Origin of the sequence: Okeania sp. SIO1H4, assembly GCF_010672695.1 — a bacterium.
Classification (GTDB): domain Bacteria; phylum Cyanobacteriota; class Cyanobacteriia; order Cyanobacteriales; family Microcoleaceae; genus Okeania; species Okeania hirsuta.
Genome location: NZ_JAAHGB010000112.1, coordinates 1 through 14783 on the forward strand (window position 1 = coordinate 1; position 14783 = coordinate 14783).

The 14783-nt window shown below is 35.6% G+C and carries 11 protein-coding genes; 5 read left to right on the forward strand and 6 right to left on the reverse strand.

What is annotated here, in order from left to right:
* Positions 1-680: 680 nt before the first annotated feature.
* Positions 681-1511, forward strand: coding sequence for a nickel pincer cofactor biosynthesis protein LarB (larB, locus tag F6K06_RS31730; RefSeq protein ID WP_124146943.1), 831 nt, complete (start codon positions 681-683; stop codon positions 1509-1511).
* A 446-nt stretch (positions 1512-1957) separates the two neighbouring features.
* Here the strand turns inward: larB and F6K06_RS31735 are convergent, their stop codons facing one another.
* From F6K06_RS31735 to F6K06_RS31745, 3 genes are all read right to left on the reverse strand, one after another.
* Entirely contained in the window at positions 1958-2656 is a 699-nt protein-coding gene (locus F6K06_RS31735; RefSeq protein WP_124146942.1) for a pirin family protein, read from the reverse strand.
* A 68-nt stretch (positions 2657-2724) separates the two neighbouring features.
* Positions 2725-2892, reverse strand: coding sequence for a hypothetical protein (locus tag F6K06_RS31740; RefSeq protein WP_287243948.1), 168 nt, complete (start codon positions 2890-2892; stop codon positions 2725-2727).
* A 166-nt stretch (positions 2893-3058) separates the two neighbouring features.
* Positions 3059-3295, reverse strand: coding sequence for a CDGSH iron-sulfur domain-containing protein (locus tag F6K06_RS31745; RefSeq protein WP_124143401.1), 237 nt, complete (start codon positions 3293-3295; stop codon positions 3059-3061).
* Between the two features lie 366 nt (positions 3296-3661).
* Here F6K06_RS31745 and F6K06_RS31750 point away from each other — a divergent pair, with 366 nt between their 5' ends.
* Complete coding sequence (locus F6K06_RS31750; protein WP_287243946.1) at positions 3662-4015, forward strand: helix-turn-helix domain-containing protein; 354 nt, start codon at positions 3662-3664, stop codon at positions 4013-4015.
* A gap of 152 nt (positions 4016-4167) precedes the next feature.
* Here the strand turns inward: F6K06_RS31750 and F6K06_RS31755 are convergent, their stop codons facing one another.
* Both F6K06_RS31755 and F6K06_RS31760 read right to left on the reverse strand, forming a co-directional pair.
* Complete coding sequence (locus F6K06_RS31755) at positions 4168-6117, reverse strand: ATP-binding protein (protein WP_287243945.1); 1950 nt, start codon at positions 6115-6117, stop codon at positions 4168-4170.
* A gap of 5 nt (positions 6118-6122) precedes the next feature.
* Entirely contained in the window at positions 6123-7106 is a 984-nt protein-coding gene (locus tag F6K06_RS31760; RefSeq protein ID WP_287243943.1) for a phosphate/phosphite/phosphonate ABC transporter substrate-binding protein, read from the reverse strand.
* Between the two features lie 1110 nt (positions 7107-8216).
* On the opposite strand from F6K06_RS31760, the gene F6K06_RS31765 reads away from it, so the two are divergent.
* A complete protein-coding gene (locus F6K06_RS31765; protein ID WP_287245083.1) occupies positions 8217-9962 on the forward strand; it encodes a choice-of-anchor I family protein in 1746 nt (581 codons plus the stop codon).
* Between the two features lie 155 nt (positions 9963-10117).
* On the opposite strand, the gene F6K06_RS31770 is transcribed toward F6K06_RS31765, so the two are convergent.
* On the reverse strand, positions 10118-11023 hold the full coding sequence (locus F6K06_RS31770; protein ID WP_287245086.1) for a vitamin K epoxide reductase family protein: 906 nt from the start codon (positions 11021-11023) through the stop codon (positions 10118-10120).
* 1513 nt (positions 11024-12536) lie between these two features.
* On the opposite strand from F6K06_RS31770, the gene F6K06_RS31775 reads away from it, so the two are divergent.
* Positions 12537-12800, forward strand: a complete 264-nt coding sequence (locus F6K06_RS31775) for a hypothetical protein (protein WP_124143397.1) — start codon at positions 12537-12539, stop codon at positions 12798-12800.
* A 556-nt stretch (positions 12801-13356) separates the two neighbouring features.
* Entirely contained in the window at positions 13357-14268 is a 912-nt protein-coding gene (locus F6K06_RS31780) for a phosphorylase (protein WP_124143396.1), read from the forward strand.
* Positions 14269-14783: the final 515 nt, after the last annotated feature.

Below are 14783 nucleotides of genomic sequence, written 5' to 3' on the forward strand. Positions count from 1 at the left end.
ACAGGAAATGATGGTTTTTTCTTGCGAGGGTAGCCTTCTTCCCTCTTCCCTCTTTCTTCTTCCTTCTTCCTTCTTCCTTCTTCCTTACCTTTGCTATACAAGACCGATGCTACCGGACATGATATGATTTGTCTTCACCTTTCCTTCGACTGCTATAACTAAAAATAAAGGTAGTCTTGCATAGTAATGGTATACAAAAACAATGAATACTTGGCACGGGAGCAAGATGTTCCCACTGTCATGCTTTCTAACAAAAATAATGACAATGCACGACCATTACGATGCACAACTACCCAATTCACTTGCAAATAAAAAGTCGCTCTACAAGGGCGAGACTTCAAACCCACTTTTTCGGTGAAATAGAAAGCTAAACAAATTATCTCAAGAAAAGAGGGAACAGGGATAAATAATTGACAATTTATAGATAATAATTGCTTTAATTTTTGATTTTTGGAGATGTCTAATATATCAATTATTAATTTACAGCACTTTGCAGATTATTAGGTACAATGCTCAAAGCAATAAGTCAGTCTAGTAGTAGACTATTTTATCTTAAATGTTGCAATAGATGTAGGTTTGGTTGAGGGACGATCTTCGTAGCTTATCCGTAGGATCAACCCAACAACAATCTTTCTCCCCTACTCCCTACTCCCTACTCCCTTATTTATTTATTTATTCTAATGAAATCAGAAGATTTAAAGCAGTTATTAACAGCAATTTCTACAGGAGATGTAACTCCAGAGTCAGCTTTAGAAAAGCTCAAGAATTTTGACTTTGAAAATGTCGAAAATTTTGCCAAAATTGACCACCATAGAAATATCAGAACAGGTTTTCCTGAAGTCATCTGGGGACCAGGAAAAAAACCAGAACAAATTGTGAAAATCATGGAGGTAATGAGGAAAAATAATCCTGTAGTAATGGCAACAAGAATTGAACCAGAAATTTATGAAGAGTTGCAGGACAAAATTCCTGGTCTTTATTATTATCGAGATGCAAAAATCTGTGCAATTATTTCTGATTTTCCTACTCCAAAACATCAAGGTATTATTACAATTGTCAGTGCTGGTACTGCTGATTTAAAAGTAGGAGAAGAAGCAGCAGTTACAGCTACTCTTTGTGGTTTTTCTGTAAAGCGACTTTGGGATGTAGGGGTAGCAGGAATACATCGTTTATTAAGCAATAAACATTTAATTGCAGAAGCAGATGTACTAATTGTAGTAGCAGGAATGGAAGGTGCTTTGCCTAGTGTAGTTGCAGGTCTAGCAGATTGTCCTGTTATTGCAGTACCTACAAGTGTAGGTTATGGAGCTAATTTTGATGGTTTAGCTCCACTATTAACAATGTTAAATTCTTGTGCACCAGGAATAGGTGTTGTGAATATTGATAATGGTTTTGGAGCGGCTATTTTAGCAGGACAAATTATTAGGACAGGAGAGAAATTGGTTAACAGGAGAAGTCAGGAGTCAGGAGTCAGGAGTCAGGAGGGAACAAGAAGAAGTTTTAAGGTATAATATTATATATCTTTGAATATTCACAATAAAAAATTTAGGGAATAAGGAACAGGGAACAAGGAGAAATTTATCAGAGAAAACATTTTTATTATGGTTAATTAATGAGACTTGATATCAGGAGAAAAAAGTTTTTTTGTCGCTAATTATCAGGACATTACATTATATCATGTCCGGTTGAACAGTTATAAATAAACGACGAAGGAGTCAGGAGACAGGAGACAGGAGACAGGAGGGTAGAAAGAATGAAGAAGGAGAAAGTTTTTTTATCACTAATTATCCGGACATGATATTACACCACTTTAAAAAAAAGAATGTTATGAATAATAAGTGTGATTAAAAAACACGTCCAAGAAATATCTCTTTGACAAAAAAGATAATTTACGACATCAAAAATGGTATTCAACTTATTAATTCTGACTCCTGACTCCTGACTCCTGACTCCTGAGTTATGCTAAATCAAATAAAAGAATTTCTGCATCTGACTTAGCTGTAATATAAACATCATTAATTTCGCTTAAAGCAGCACCATCACCTGCTTTTAAAGATAAATCATTAAGGTCTATTTCCCCACGAGCAACTTGAACCCATCCGTAACGTTCAGCATCAAAAGAATAAGAAAAGCGATCGCCCTGTTTCAAAACACCTGCAAATAAATCCACATCCTGATTAATTTTTAGTGCCCCATTTCTACCATCTTTCGCAACTATTAAATTTAATTTACCAGAGTTTTTTTCTATATCAAAATAACCTTGACTATATGTTGGTTTTAAACCTCTATAATTTGGTAGTAACCAAATTTGTAAAAAGTGAACCTCCTCAGATTTTGAGTAGTTATATTCACTGTGCATAATTCCTGTACCCGTACTCATGTGTTGTACTTCTCCAGGATAAAGTACAGCACCATTTCCTGTACTATCTTGATGTTCTAATGCTCCTTCTAAAACATAAGTAATAATTTCCATATCTCGATGTCCATGAGTTCCGAAACCATTACTAGGAGAAACTCTATCTTCATTAATTACTCTCAGAGAGCGAAACCCCATATATTCGCGGTCAAAATAGTTAGCAAAAGAAAATGTATGATGAGTATCTAGCCAACCATAATTTGCGTGCCCTCTTGCTTCAGCTTTTCGTATAGAAATCATTCTTACTACCTCCGAAAAATTTGATTTTTTTGTGAAAATTAAACTTTAATTACTAATATTAATTTTGACTAATAAAAAAAATTAATAATATCATGTCCGTTTATATCGTTTGTGTAAACCCAAGGGTGAATATCTACAGGAAATGATGGTTTTTTCTTGCGAGGGTAGCCTTCTTCCCTCTTCCCTCTTTCTTCTTCCTTCTTCCTTCTTCCTTCTTCCTTACCTTTGCTATACAAGACCGATGCTACCGGACATGATATAACTAGGTTGAATAACTGAAATTATTTGATAATTTATGTTTGATTACTCCCAACTAATGTTGCATAATTGTGATTTTGCAGAAGTTAATTTTCAGTCAAAATAATTGTTTGATTATGCAACACTAACAAATGAATATTTTATTTATAATTTAGCGTGAGTCCCATCACAATAAGGAGGATTATTAGTATACTTACAATTACAAAGTGCTACACTCTTTTTCTCTGTTAACTCAAATGCCATAGGAGTAAACTCAGTTTCTGCATGGGAACCATCACAATATGGTTGCTTTTTCGATGCACCACATTTACACCAATAGTAAGTACTTGCTTCAAGTTCTAAAACGACAGGTTTGTTATCTGCAATAATTGGTTCACTCATGGTGTTTTTCTCTATAGAATTAATCTCTGGATACAAAATCTATAGAAGCTAATAACTTAGATTTTGTTTTGACATTTATAATCTAGCTTAAGTCAGGTTAGTATGTATAGTATGCACTTTAAAGTAAGATAGTACCCAAAAAGATACTATGGGTAGAGGTAGTAGACAAATGTGTAGAACTGATCAATATGGTTTTCCTAGAACCAAACCTAAACTTAGACACCAATAATCCTATGGTTTTATGAGTGGGGATATTTTTAAAGTAGTTGTCACCAAAAGCAAAAATATTGGTTTTTATATCGGTCGAGTAGCTGTCATAAAAACTGGTAACTTTAATATAAAAACTGAAGAAAGCAACAATTTGAGATGAAAATTAAAAGTACAAATAAGAAGAAAAATTGCCCAGCAGAGATGGCGATCAAAGTCATTGGTGGACGTTGGAAACTTTTGATTCTCAAAGAATTATTTGATGGGGTCAAACGTTTCAATCAACTTCATCGTTCTTTACAAGGTGTAACTCACAAAATGCTTACCCAACAATTGCGGGAAATGGAGGCAGATGGTATTGTTCATCGGGAAGTTTATTTACAGGTTCCTCCAAAAGTCGAATATTCTTTAACTCCTCTCGGAAAAAGTCTTAAACCTATGATTGATGAAATGCACGAATGGGGGATTGAACATCAGAATTCTGATCAGGAAAATGAAAAGATAGATGAATAATATCAAATCCGTTTAATTCGGTATAAAAAAATGTTCCATCTTCAACCATTACCAAATATTTCCCCCCCATCCCCCCACATTCCCCTCCTGGGAGGGGCGAGGGGTGGTTCCCATCTCCCCATCCAATTACACCGATGCTACCGGACATAATATTACGACCGCTCTGAACTTAAAATATGGTCAGTTTTTAATGTGACAACAGTTGGTAAATTTATACTAAAAGTAGATCCAACACCAACAGAACTTGTTACCGTAATTTTTCCACCCATAATTTCACAAAATTTTTGACAGATAGACAACCCCAAACCAGTTCCACCGTACTTACGAGTCGTAGAGTTATCAGCTTGTACAAAAGGCTGAAAAACTTTTTCAATCTGCCCTGGAGTCATACCTATACCAGTATCAGTTACACTGAAAATTATCTGATTTAATGTCTGATCTATTTCCAATTTGCTACTACCATTTCCATTATGCTCTATATTGTGTTTGCGAACTACTTTTAAAGTGATGATACCTTCGTGAGTAAACTTGCTAGCATTACTCAATAGATTAATCACGATTTGCTTAATTTTTGTTCGGTCAGCAAACATAGTCCCTATTTCGCTACTACAATGCATCTCAAAAGAATTACCATTTTTCTTCATCAGTGGTTGCACAATGGATTGGACTTCTTTTATTAAAGTCAAGATATCAAATTCTTCTTCATATATAGTCATCTCCCCTGATTCTACCTTAGAAATATCTAGGATGTCTTGAATAATTGTTAGCAGATGTAAACCAGAGGTTTTAATTTGATCCAGGTCTGGAATAAATTCTTCATGGCCTAAATCTTCAGCTTCTTCCCGCAGCAGATCGCTATACCCAATAATAGCGTTAAGAGGTGTTCTTAACTCATGACTCATACTAGCAAGAAACATACTTTTGGCTTTGTTAGCACCTTCTGCAGCTTCTTTTGCTTGTTGCAACTCTATATTAGCTAACTTACTTTCTGTAATATCTCGAACAATAGCCAAAACTTCATTTTGACCACTTGCCAATATTCTTGCTTCAAAATGATGACGTCGCCCATGGACAAACCACTCATATTCAAATATTTTAATATCTCCTGTTTGAAGCGCTTCCTCAAGATATTGTAAATATTGTTTTGCAGCATTTTCTGGCAAAACTTCAAAAACTTTTTTACCTATTAATTTATCCCTAGACCAAGGTAAATCATTTTTTCTAGAAGGTTTATAGTAGAGAAAAACCCCATTATTGCTGAATCGCAAAATTACATCTGGGATAGCATCAAGCAGTGCTCTATTTTTAGCCTCACTTTGCCGTAAATCTTCTGCTCTTTGTTTTAAATTGCGAATTAGCTCCTCCTTGCTATGAATTAGTTCTCTAAGTTGATAAGTCATGCTATTAAAAGAATTTGCCAATACAGCTAATTCATCTCCAGTACAAATCTCCATCTTCTGAGTTAAGTCTCCAGAAGCGAGACGTTTAGTAACTACAGTCATTTCCTCTAGAGGTTCAGTAATAGAACGACTAATTAACAATGCCAGAAAAGTTCCTGCAGTAGCAGCCATAGCTGCTACTATAAGACCTTGATTACGCACAGCAGCAATTTTTTGATTTAAAGGAGTTATAGACAAACCTACACTCACAGCTCCGAGTCTTTTCCGCCCAACGACTACTGCCTTACCAGCAAGCAATTGAGTAGACTTCCACTCAAAAATTGTTTCATCGCTCTCCAGTAGACGCTGGCCAAATTCATCGGGTTTAATATTGTAAACCAAAACATCTTTACCATAAGCATCAGCAACTATTCTTCCATCTTTCTCATAAATACGGCCAGCCGCCAGCACTTCATCTTCTCCAAGCTGCTCCATGATTTCTTCCATAAAATCAGCATCTAGCTTGTACAGAGAATCTCTAACTGTTATGGATATAGTATTGAGTAAGATTTCCGCCTGTTTTTCTAATTCAGTACGAAAATTTTGTTGCTGACGGTGGACGGATAACCAAGTGACACCGGCCACTACCATGACAACCAAACCTGTCATGGCTAGCGTTAACTTGGTGGCTAGCGACCCTTGTCCAACCCTGAATAAGCCCATCTAATTCACCTGTTTTGAACAAGTTCATACAATTCTCGCATTCTTTCTATACTTGACTCTGGAGGAAAATCATCGAATTTGGCTGTCTTTTCAAATTTCTCTAAGACTTCTCGTCCCTCTGCCGTTTGATCCATTTTAATCAAAATAGCTTTGATGGCCTCAAGTATTTCCGGTTTCATGTCAGGTCTAACTAAAACTACATGGCGAGCTACTTTCTCACTTTTTGCTAAAACTATCATGGCTTGTCGGTTTGCTTCCGGAATTTCCATAAAAGTACCGATGTCAACTGCACCAGCAGCAACTTTTCCACTAATTACCCATTGGATAGTATTTTCATCATCATCAGTAAAAACAAATCCTACTTCATCAGCAGATACTGTCGAACTAGCTGATTTCTTCTGTTGAGGATTTAAATCATTTTCTATCAGCAAGGAAGTAGGTAACATATATCCTGAAGTAGAGCTAACTTCATCAAAACCAACTATCTTACTTTTTAGATCCTCTAAGGATTGAATCCCACGATCCTTCATGGTAAAAATGACAGTATAATAATCTGGTACACCACCTTTCCAACGACGTAGAATTGGTTTAGCATTAGACCGATCGCTCACAATCATTGCTGGGTAGGGACTATCAAAATAAATATCTACTTCTCCTGAGTTGAGATAATTGGCCATTTCTTGTAAATCAGAAGCTATTTCTACATCCCCTACTTTGACTCCAAATTGGCCTAGTCTTTCTGCTAAGTAGTCTGCTAAGGGTTGATAGCGTTTAATCTTTTTTGAAGGATTATTAGAAATATCAGCAATAACTATTGTGCTTGGGTCTGGAGTGCTAGCTAACAGCTTTGGGTTTAATGCTGATGATTTTAAGCTAGAGCCGATCAAGGCCATGACCATGCCAAAAAGTGATAGTTTCACAAAAAGCTTGCGTAACATTTTCTCCACTTCTCCATTGTTGATAGTTGTAACTTTAAGGATATAACTCAAATAAATTCACGAACAAAAGTTTTAATCAGGTAATTTTTCCACAGGTCTATCCCGGTTGGGCCAGTGAGGTCTACATTAGACATGGTATTATTTCTATAAATTGCCAATAATAGTCTAGTTACTAAACTTAGAATACTTGACTGATTTTGTTGACTATTTGGCCATCAATGTTAGGGATATTTATCATTTTCTTTGTGGGTTTAATACCCCACCGTCAACGGGGGTGTTCACGCATTACTTGGGGGAGCGAATCCCCATGTAATTTTCCTCCTGTCTCCTGTCTCCTGTCTCCTGTCTCCTGTCTCCTATCTCCTTCTTCAATCTCACTTTTTTGAAAACACCACAGATATTTATACTATCCTAGCAAGATTTTTGGAGGGCTGTAGGCCAGATCTATACAGCCACTCATTATATCGACTTAATACAACCATTGTTTGTAAATAGCCACTCAAGATGGTTACTTTGAATTAATCAACAATATATGAAGATTTGATGAAGTTTGCTCATAACTATTGCATTTTTATAGCTAATAATGCAATTATTTATAAAACATCAATCAGAGTTGTTTTTTGTACTCATACCAAATTCATCAGAGTTGACTTGAGATTAAGACAGACAAGTTAGTAAATCTCATAATTATGTAAAATTACATAAAATTTGCATAAAACCTAATTCTATGTAATTTTACATAAAATTGGTATGAAAACATGGATAACTGAGTGAAAATTTTCATATCAATTATAGAATGATTGATATTCTATAAGTATAGTTTAAGTGTTTTTATCAGGTAGTAAGCTGATTTAGCACTTAAATTTGACTATATGAATATTTTCTTACTATTAATAAGTAGAGCTGATAGCTGAAAAGTCTCTCCCTATTAAGTATTGCCTTTAACAGTTTTATTTTGTATTACCAAAATAAATACATCTTAGCTCGTTAAGCTTTACTAATATTGAGAGAAAGATCAGTAATAAAATAGGAAAATGGATAAAATTTTTACATATTTTCTTTGCTCTAAAAATACTAGCTGTGAAAGCTATAGCACGATGGAAAAAAAAATTATCTAGAATATAGCGGAATAATTTAGTTTAGTTAGGAGATACATAATCAATGAAAAACTATCAGGATAAAAGTAAATATACTAATACTAATGTATTAGAAAAAATCATTGAAGTAACTGTAAAATCAAGTATGGCGCTCGCCTTGATGGCAGCACCAAGTAAAGCTATTGGTTTGAGTTTCACACCAGTAGGTACTTATGCTACAGGCGTATTTGATGATAGTGCAGCAAGAATAACAGCCTTTGATCCAAATAGTGAAAGACTTTTTGTTGTTAACGATAACATAGTGGGAATAGATGTTTTGAATATCAGTAACCCCTATGCTCCAATCCTGGATTTTACTATAGATTTAAGTCTATTTGGCAATTTTGGTGGTGTCAATAGTGTTGCTTATAGTAACAGTATATTTGCGGTTGCTGTTGAAGATGAGATAATCATAAATCCAGGAGAAGTTTTATTCTTTGATAATAAAGGCAATAAATTAAATCAAATAACAGTGGGTGCTTTACCCGATCTGCTGACCTTTACACCAGATGGCACCAAACTACTGGTGGCCAATGAAGCTGAACCAACAGGTTATCTAAATTTCGATATAGATCCAGAAGGCTCTGTTAGTATCATCGATCTGTCTCATGGCATAGAAAATCTCACGCATAATGTTGCAGGTTTTCAGGCTTTTAACGCTCAAGTAGATGAACTACGAGCAGAAGGTGTGCGAATATTTGGCCCTGGCGCAACAATATTTAGCCCTGGCGCAACAGTAGCCCAAGATTTGGAACCGGAGGCGATCGCTATTTCTGAAGATGGAACAACAGCTTGGGTAACATTACAGGAAAATAATGCTATAGGTATACTTGATATAGAAACAGCTACATTTACAGATATAGTTGCTCTTGGTTTTAAAGATCATAGCCTACCTGGTAATGGAATAGATGCTAGCGATAAAGACGGTGAAATTAATATTGAAAATTATCCTGTATTTGGGATGTACCAACCAGATGAAATTGCTAGCTATACAGTAGGGGGAAAAACTTACTTAGTGACAGCTAATGAGGGTGATAGTCGTTTTTATCGTGGGTTTGATGAAGAAGTAGAACTACGAGCTAACTCTCTGCCACTAGACCCAAATGCTTTCCCAGATGCTGACATACTCCGGCAAGAAGGAACTATAGGACGTTTGGAAATTACAAATAGTCTTGGTGATACAGATGGTGATAGAGACTTTGATGAGCTATATGTCTTCGGTGGTCGCTCTTTTTCTATTTGGGATGAAGCAGGAGGCTTGGTTTTTGACAGTGGGGATGATTTTGAACAAATAACTGCTAAATTATTTCCTGAATTCTTCAACTCCAATGATGATGATAATGATTTTGATAATCGCAGTGATAATAAAGGCCCAGAACCGGAAGGTGTAGCTATTGGTATGGTAGGTAATAGTACTTTAGCCTTTATTGGTTTAGAAAGGATTGGTGGCTTTATGACCTACGATGTTAGTAATCCATTCGAGCCTAAGTTTATTAGCTACACAAATAATCGTAACTTCTCTGGAGATCCTGAAGATGGTACTGCTGGGGATCTAGGACCGGAGGGGTTAACATTTATTAGTGCAGAAGATAGTCCCAATGGTAAAGCTTTGTTAGTATTAGCTAATGAAGTTAGTGGTACAACTACTATTTATGAAATTAATTCTGTACCTGAACCAGGTACAATCTTTGGTTTATTGGTATTCGGAGCAGCAGGAAAGTTATTGTTGAAGCGTCATAACAAAACTACTGAAGAAAATTCTGCCTTCTGATTCTGATGATGATTAATCAAAATCTTCTGTAGGGACGTTCCATGTAGCGTCCCTACGCTTATACAGCAGATTCCGTACTAATGAGGTACAACTGACGATCTGGAATATTTGTATATTCCCTGTTCCCTGTTCCCTATTCCCTATTCCCTGCTGTATTAAAGATTGTTAAAATTAGCTAGACCTTTATAACCGGAAAATTTTGCTAAATCCTCTAAAGAAACTGTACCTTCGTAAGATTTACCATTAATTTTCCAAGTCGGATATGCAGTAATATTGGCTGCGATACATGAGCTTTGTTGAGGGTTTTTGCCTTTAGGATCGCACTCAATATAATTAAGTTTACTAACAGCTTCTTGACCAAACAACTTCTTTTGGTCTTGACAGTGACCACACCAATAAGCACCATACATTTTTGCTCCCACTTCTGTCAGATGTTCTGCTAAAGCAATTTTTGCCGGTGTCGAAGTAGTTGTAACTGCATAAATATCTTGTTTATCAGCAATAGGACTATGAATTGGAGCATAAACCGCAAATGTTCCTACCAGAGTAACCATTCCAACAATAATAGCGGTAAAGATTAATTGCCCAATATCTTCCCAGTCACGACCGATTAATGCTAAAACAAATAAAGCTACAGAACAAATAGCTGAACCGATGCAATAAATACACAGAGATTTAATCTCAAATGCCATGATGTACATCAAATAGCTACTGAAGATAGTCATGGATACGGCACCCACAAACATTAATAACCAACTCCAGTTTTCTAGTTTTGAGCGTAACTCCTTCTGAGAATCTGGGTTAATTATCCAAGGACCGATCGCCATTGTTCCCATGCCAGCATAAGCTAGAAAGCCAAATAGAGCCAGAGGTAAGCCAAAAATCATAGCATAAGGACTTTCAAGTACCTTATCGCAACCAGCTACAGGACAAGTCACGACTCCTCCCATGAATTTTTCTATTGCGAGATATGCTGTAATTATTGCTCCTACTGTTGAAATACCAGCAATAATAAAACGTGAATTACGATGAATCCAGGGTTTAGAGCGTTTACTACGCATTTATGCCTCCTTGTTTAGTACAGTTTCTTTTCATATTATCTTTTCTTTTGCGGGTTTAATACTCCACCATCAACGGGGGTGCTTAAAATTGTTTGGGGTTATAAGACACTGAGTGGCGTGTCGAAGACTATCCATAAGTATTTTTCCTTCTTCCTTCTGCCTTCTTCAATGACTTCCCGAACAACTGGACAGTCAAATATACAGTTTCATAGTAAATAATTTTATCTGACTTTTCAAAATCTGCTGATGGCCAGAAGAAAGTTCAGACAAACTCTATATAGCTATAAGCATTCAGCTATCAGCTATCAGCTAGAGTCAAAACTTTTAACTATAATATTTTGAAGTTTCTTAGCTGTCCTAATCTTAATGGGTAGTGCTGTAGCAATAGACAGATAGGTTAGGACTTACGCTGATAACGATCTTTAGACAGGAAAATGTTTTTCCTACTGTTCTCTGTTATAGATATTGGAGAAGTGAAATTGATATCAAGTATCTTCAGATTTTACAGTAGATTTGATCAAGGGTGAGGTACACCTCCTTACAGCGCTTTTCGGCTTCTTTTCAAGGAGAGGTAATTGTTACTAGACAGTGCAAAGTTCTGGGAATAACTATTACTAGTCAAGGGTTTCACGGACTCAAGGTTAAAAAATCTCCATTCACAACAGTAGGTGCTGTAAACCTTTCCCAGTAACACTTTCAATCTTGAGAGCAAACTGTTTTTTAGCAGAACTTTGTACTCTCCAGAATTGTTAATAATTAATAATTAATTGTTGAAAAACAGCTTCTAAGGGAGAGGTCTTAAATGTTTGTACTTCATGTACTTGCAATTTGTTGTAGCTACTCCTCTGGTTATGGCGATCGCATTTGAGACATAACCTTTACCTAAAAAGCTTTTACTGATCGCTTTGAAGGTTCTTGTGTTCGGCAAAGATTGAAAAGCCACATATTTAATTATACCTGATAGACTTAATTTTGCAAATTTTTGCTGGCAACACTTTTAATTTTTGCTTTTCCTAGTTTTTCAAATTACTGAATAAAGCTAATATCAAGTATGATTATAATAGTTTTTATTCATTTATTTCTCCAATCACTCACAATTAATATTTATTTACTTTCGAGAAAAATAGCAACTTAAATGTTCGCTAATTTGGCAGATTTGCAGATATAATTATTTTTGGGAATAATCATATTATCATCTTGACAATTTGAGTAGATAGCTGTAAAATTTTACTTACATAATCCCTCAAATAAACTAAGATTAATTATATCATAAAAAATGATTTTTTTTATTAATTTTTATTAATATTGAGACAGTAAAAACTAATATTAATAATGCCGGTTTCTGGATTAAGAATTTATACTTAAAAAAACAAGCAACTGCTCATAAAATGAGAAAAAAGATAGTAAAAAGTATATTAGTTAACAATAAATGATCTGAATTTAGAGATATAAAAAGAATATAGATAGTAATTCACTATCCATAAAGTAAACCAATTACAGGAGAGTTTTTATAATGAAAAGGTACTTAATCCTATCTGCACTAGCTTCTCTCGGCATTTTCTTACAAGCAGGATCGGCTAACGATCAATATAGATGCAATTTCAGATATAAAGTTGGCGCAAATGATTGGGTTAATGACAGTGCCAGTGCAACAACTCGTTCTCTTGCTAAAGGTTCAGTTGCAAGCGTTCTAGAAAGTAAAGAAGCTAAAGCAAATAGAGAAGGTAAAAGTTTTGATTCAACTAACTTATTTTGTAGAGAAGTACTTGGGGATTAATGTGATAGTCTGTCTGGAAACTAAAATACTCAAAAACTCTATTGCTTTTAAGCATGAAAATTAGGTGAAGTTTAAGCGATCGAGTTAGTGAATTTATCAACAAAAACGAAAGTTTTAGTGTTGTAAATATTGAAATCAAGCTCTAAGAGTAGTTGCTATTTATAGGGGTTCCCTGTTTCCAGAGGGGACTTTTTTTTGACTTACAGCAGAAGGAAGAAGGAAGAAAGAAGAAGGTTTTATACCAAATCTCAAAAACTTTTCTATGTTTTCTGAAGCGGGGAAGTAGGGGAGGTAGGGGCGAACGGCCGTTGCATGCAATATCCCTAACCATTCCCCCACTCCCCTACTACCAATTTTTTTGGGTCTCAAATTTTGAAATATTGATCGCCTCTTCATATCAATATCAGTATAGTTGCCACTATAGTTAGGACATGGGGTAATTATGATGATTGATAACGCGAGCAAGATGCTCACACTAATTGTCAAACACCAACCTCACCCTTCTTGGGAATTGCTATAATCGATGACTACTGACTATCATATCCAAAATTTAACTATGTCCCAAAATCAATTGTTATTTACACCGGGCACTCTCTGGGAAAGACTAAAACAACAAACTGAATATGCTCTAGAATGTGGCGCACTTCAACCTATACCTACTGAATACGAGTTTGTGCAACAGGATAATATTCGTTTCCTAGTACGCATTTTGTCTAATTTATCCCGGAAAGATGAAGCTACAAAACAGCATAAAAAAAAGAAAGCTGAGACTGGCAAGGATTTTAACCCTTTTCTACCTTATGAGCAGGATTTATTTGTTGCTGATATCTCTGAAACTCATTTGTGTTTGTTGAATAAGTATAACGTTGTAGATAATCATCTACTCATTGTGACTAGAGAGTTTGAGGAACAAGAAGATTTGCTGAATTTGCAAGATTTTCAGGCTTTGGGTTGCTGTATGGGAGAATTTGATGGTTTGGCATTTTATAACGCTGGGAAAGTGGCAGGTGCCAGTCAACGTCATAAACATTTACAAATTATACCTCTACCAATGGTTTTGGATGGAGAGAGAATACCGATAGAAAGAGCGATCGCTACTGCTACATTTGATAATGGCATAGGTGTTACGTCTGAGTTTCCTTTTCGACACGCTTTGGCTAAATTAGATTCTGGTTGGATAAATTCTCCTGTTGACTCTGCTGGTGAGATTTTGGCATCTTATTTTGCTTTACTCAAAGCTGTAGGGATAGAAGATAGTGATGAGATGAGTGGGAAACAGTCTGGTAATTATAATCTTTTGGTGACGCGAGAATGGATGTTAGTTGTGTCGCGATCGCATGAGAATTTTAAGTCTATTTCTGTTAATAGTTTGGGTTTTGCGGGTGCTTTGTTGGTAAAAAATCAGGAACAGATGAAAATTATTAAGGAGCATAAACCTTTAAATATTCTTCGTGATGTGGGTAATTAGAAGAAGGAAGGAAGAGGGAAGAAGGAAGAAGGAAGGAGGCTTTAGTTATCTATTAGTTATCTAGAAAAGAAGGAAGAGGGAAGAAGGAGGAAGAAGGCTTGGTGGTGGTGAATTTTTATTGATCGTGCATTGTCTGGCAATGTTTCTTACGAGAATAGTGGGAGCATCTTGCTCCCGACTTTTTTGTGGTAATTTATAGACTATTATCGTCTCTATTAAATAGAATATGCTGTCTGTTTTTACGTTTGTCTAATTTTTTTCAGTTAACTTAACTACATTGGACTTTGGACAAAAAGAAAAAGTGGTTAGCGTAAGTATTACACTAACTAATCGGTGATTGTATTAGAAATCAAATCTGGAATTATCTTCGTTTCTCACATTATTTATCATCCTGAAGATCATAGGATGGGTCTGGTTCAATTTCTCCACCAAAACAAATATCTAAATAACTTTCTTGAAGGGAATGAACAACTCTCTCCAACTCATCAATAAGATTCCTTCGAGTCATTTTTTCA

Excerpts from the sequence above, each read along its gene's own strand:
- larB (WP_124146943.1), top strand. The coding sequence starts at position 681 with ATGAAATCAGAAGATTTAAAGCAGTTATTAACAGCAATTTCTACAGGA.
- F6K06_RS31735 (WP_124146942.1), bottom strand. The coding sequence starts at position 2,656 with ATGATTTCTATACGAAAAGCTGAAGCAAGAGGGCACGCAAATTATGGT.
- F6K06_RS31745 (WP_124143401.1), bottom strand. The coding sequence starts at position 3,295 with ATGAGTGAACCAATTATTGCAGATAACAAACCTGTCGTTTTAGAACTT.
- F6K06_RS31750 (WP_287243946.1), top strand. The coding sequence starts at position 3,662 with ATGAAAATTAAAAGTACAAATAAGAAGAAAAATTGCCCAGCAGAGATG.
- F6K06_RS31755 (WP_287243945.1), bottom strand. The coding sequence starts at position 6,117 with ATGGGCTTATTCAGGGTTGGACAAGGGTCGCTAGCCACCAAGTTAACG.
- F6K06_RS31765 (WP_287245083.1), top strand. The coding sequence starts at position 8,217 with ATGAAAAACTATCAGGATAAAAGTAAATATACTAATACTAATGTATTA.
- F6K06_RS31770 (WP_287245086.1), bottom strand. The coding sequence starts at position 11,023 with ATGCGTAGTAAACGCTCTAAACCCTGGATTCATCGTAATTCACGTTTT.
- F6K06_RS31775 (WP_124143397.1), top strand. The coding sequence starts at position 12,537 with ATGAAAAGGTACTTAATCCTATCTGCACTAGCTTCTCTCGGCATTTTC.
- F6K06_RS31780 (WP_124143396.1), top strand. The coding sequence starts at position 13,357 with ATGTCCCAAAATCAATTGTTATTTACACCGGGCACTCTCTGGGAAAGA.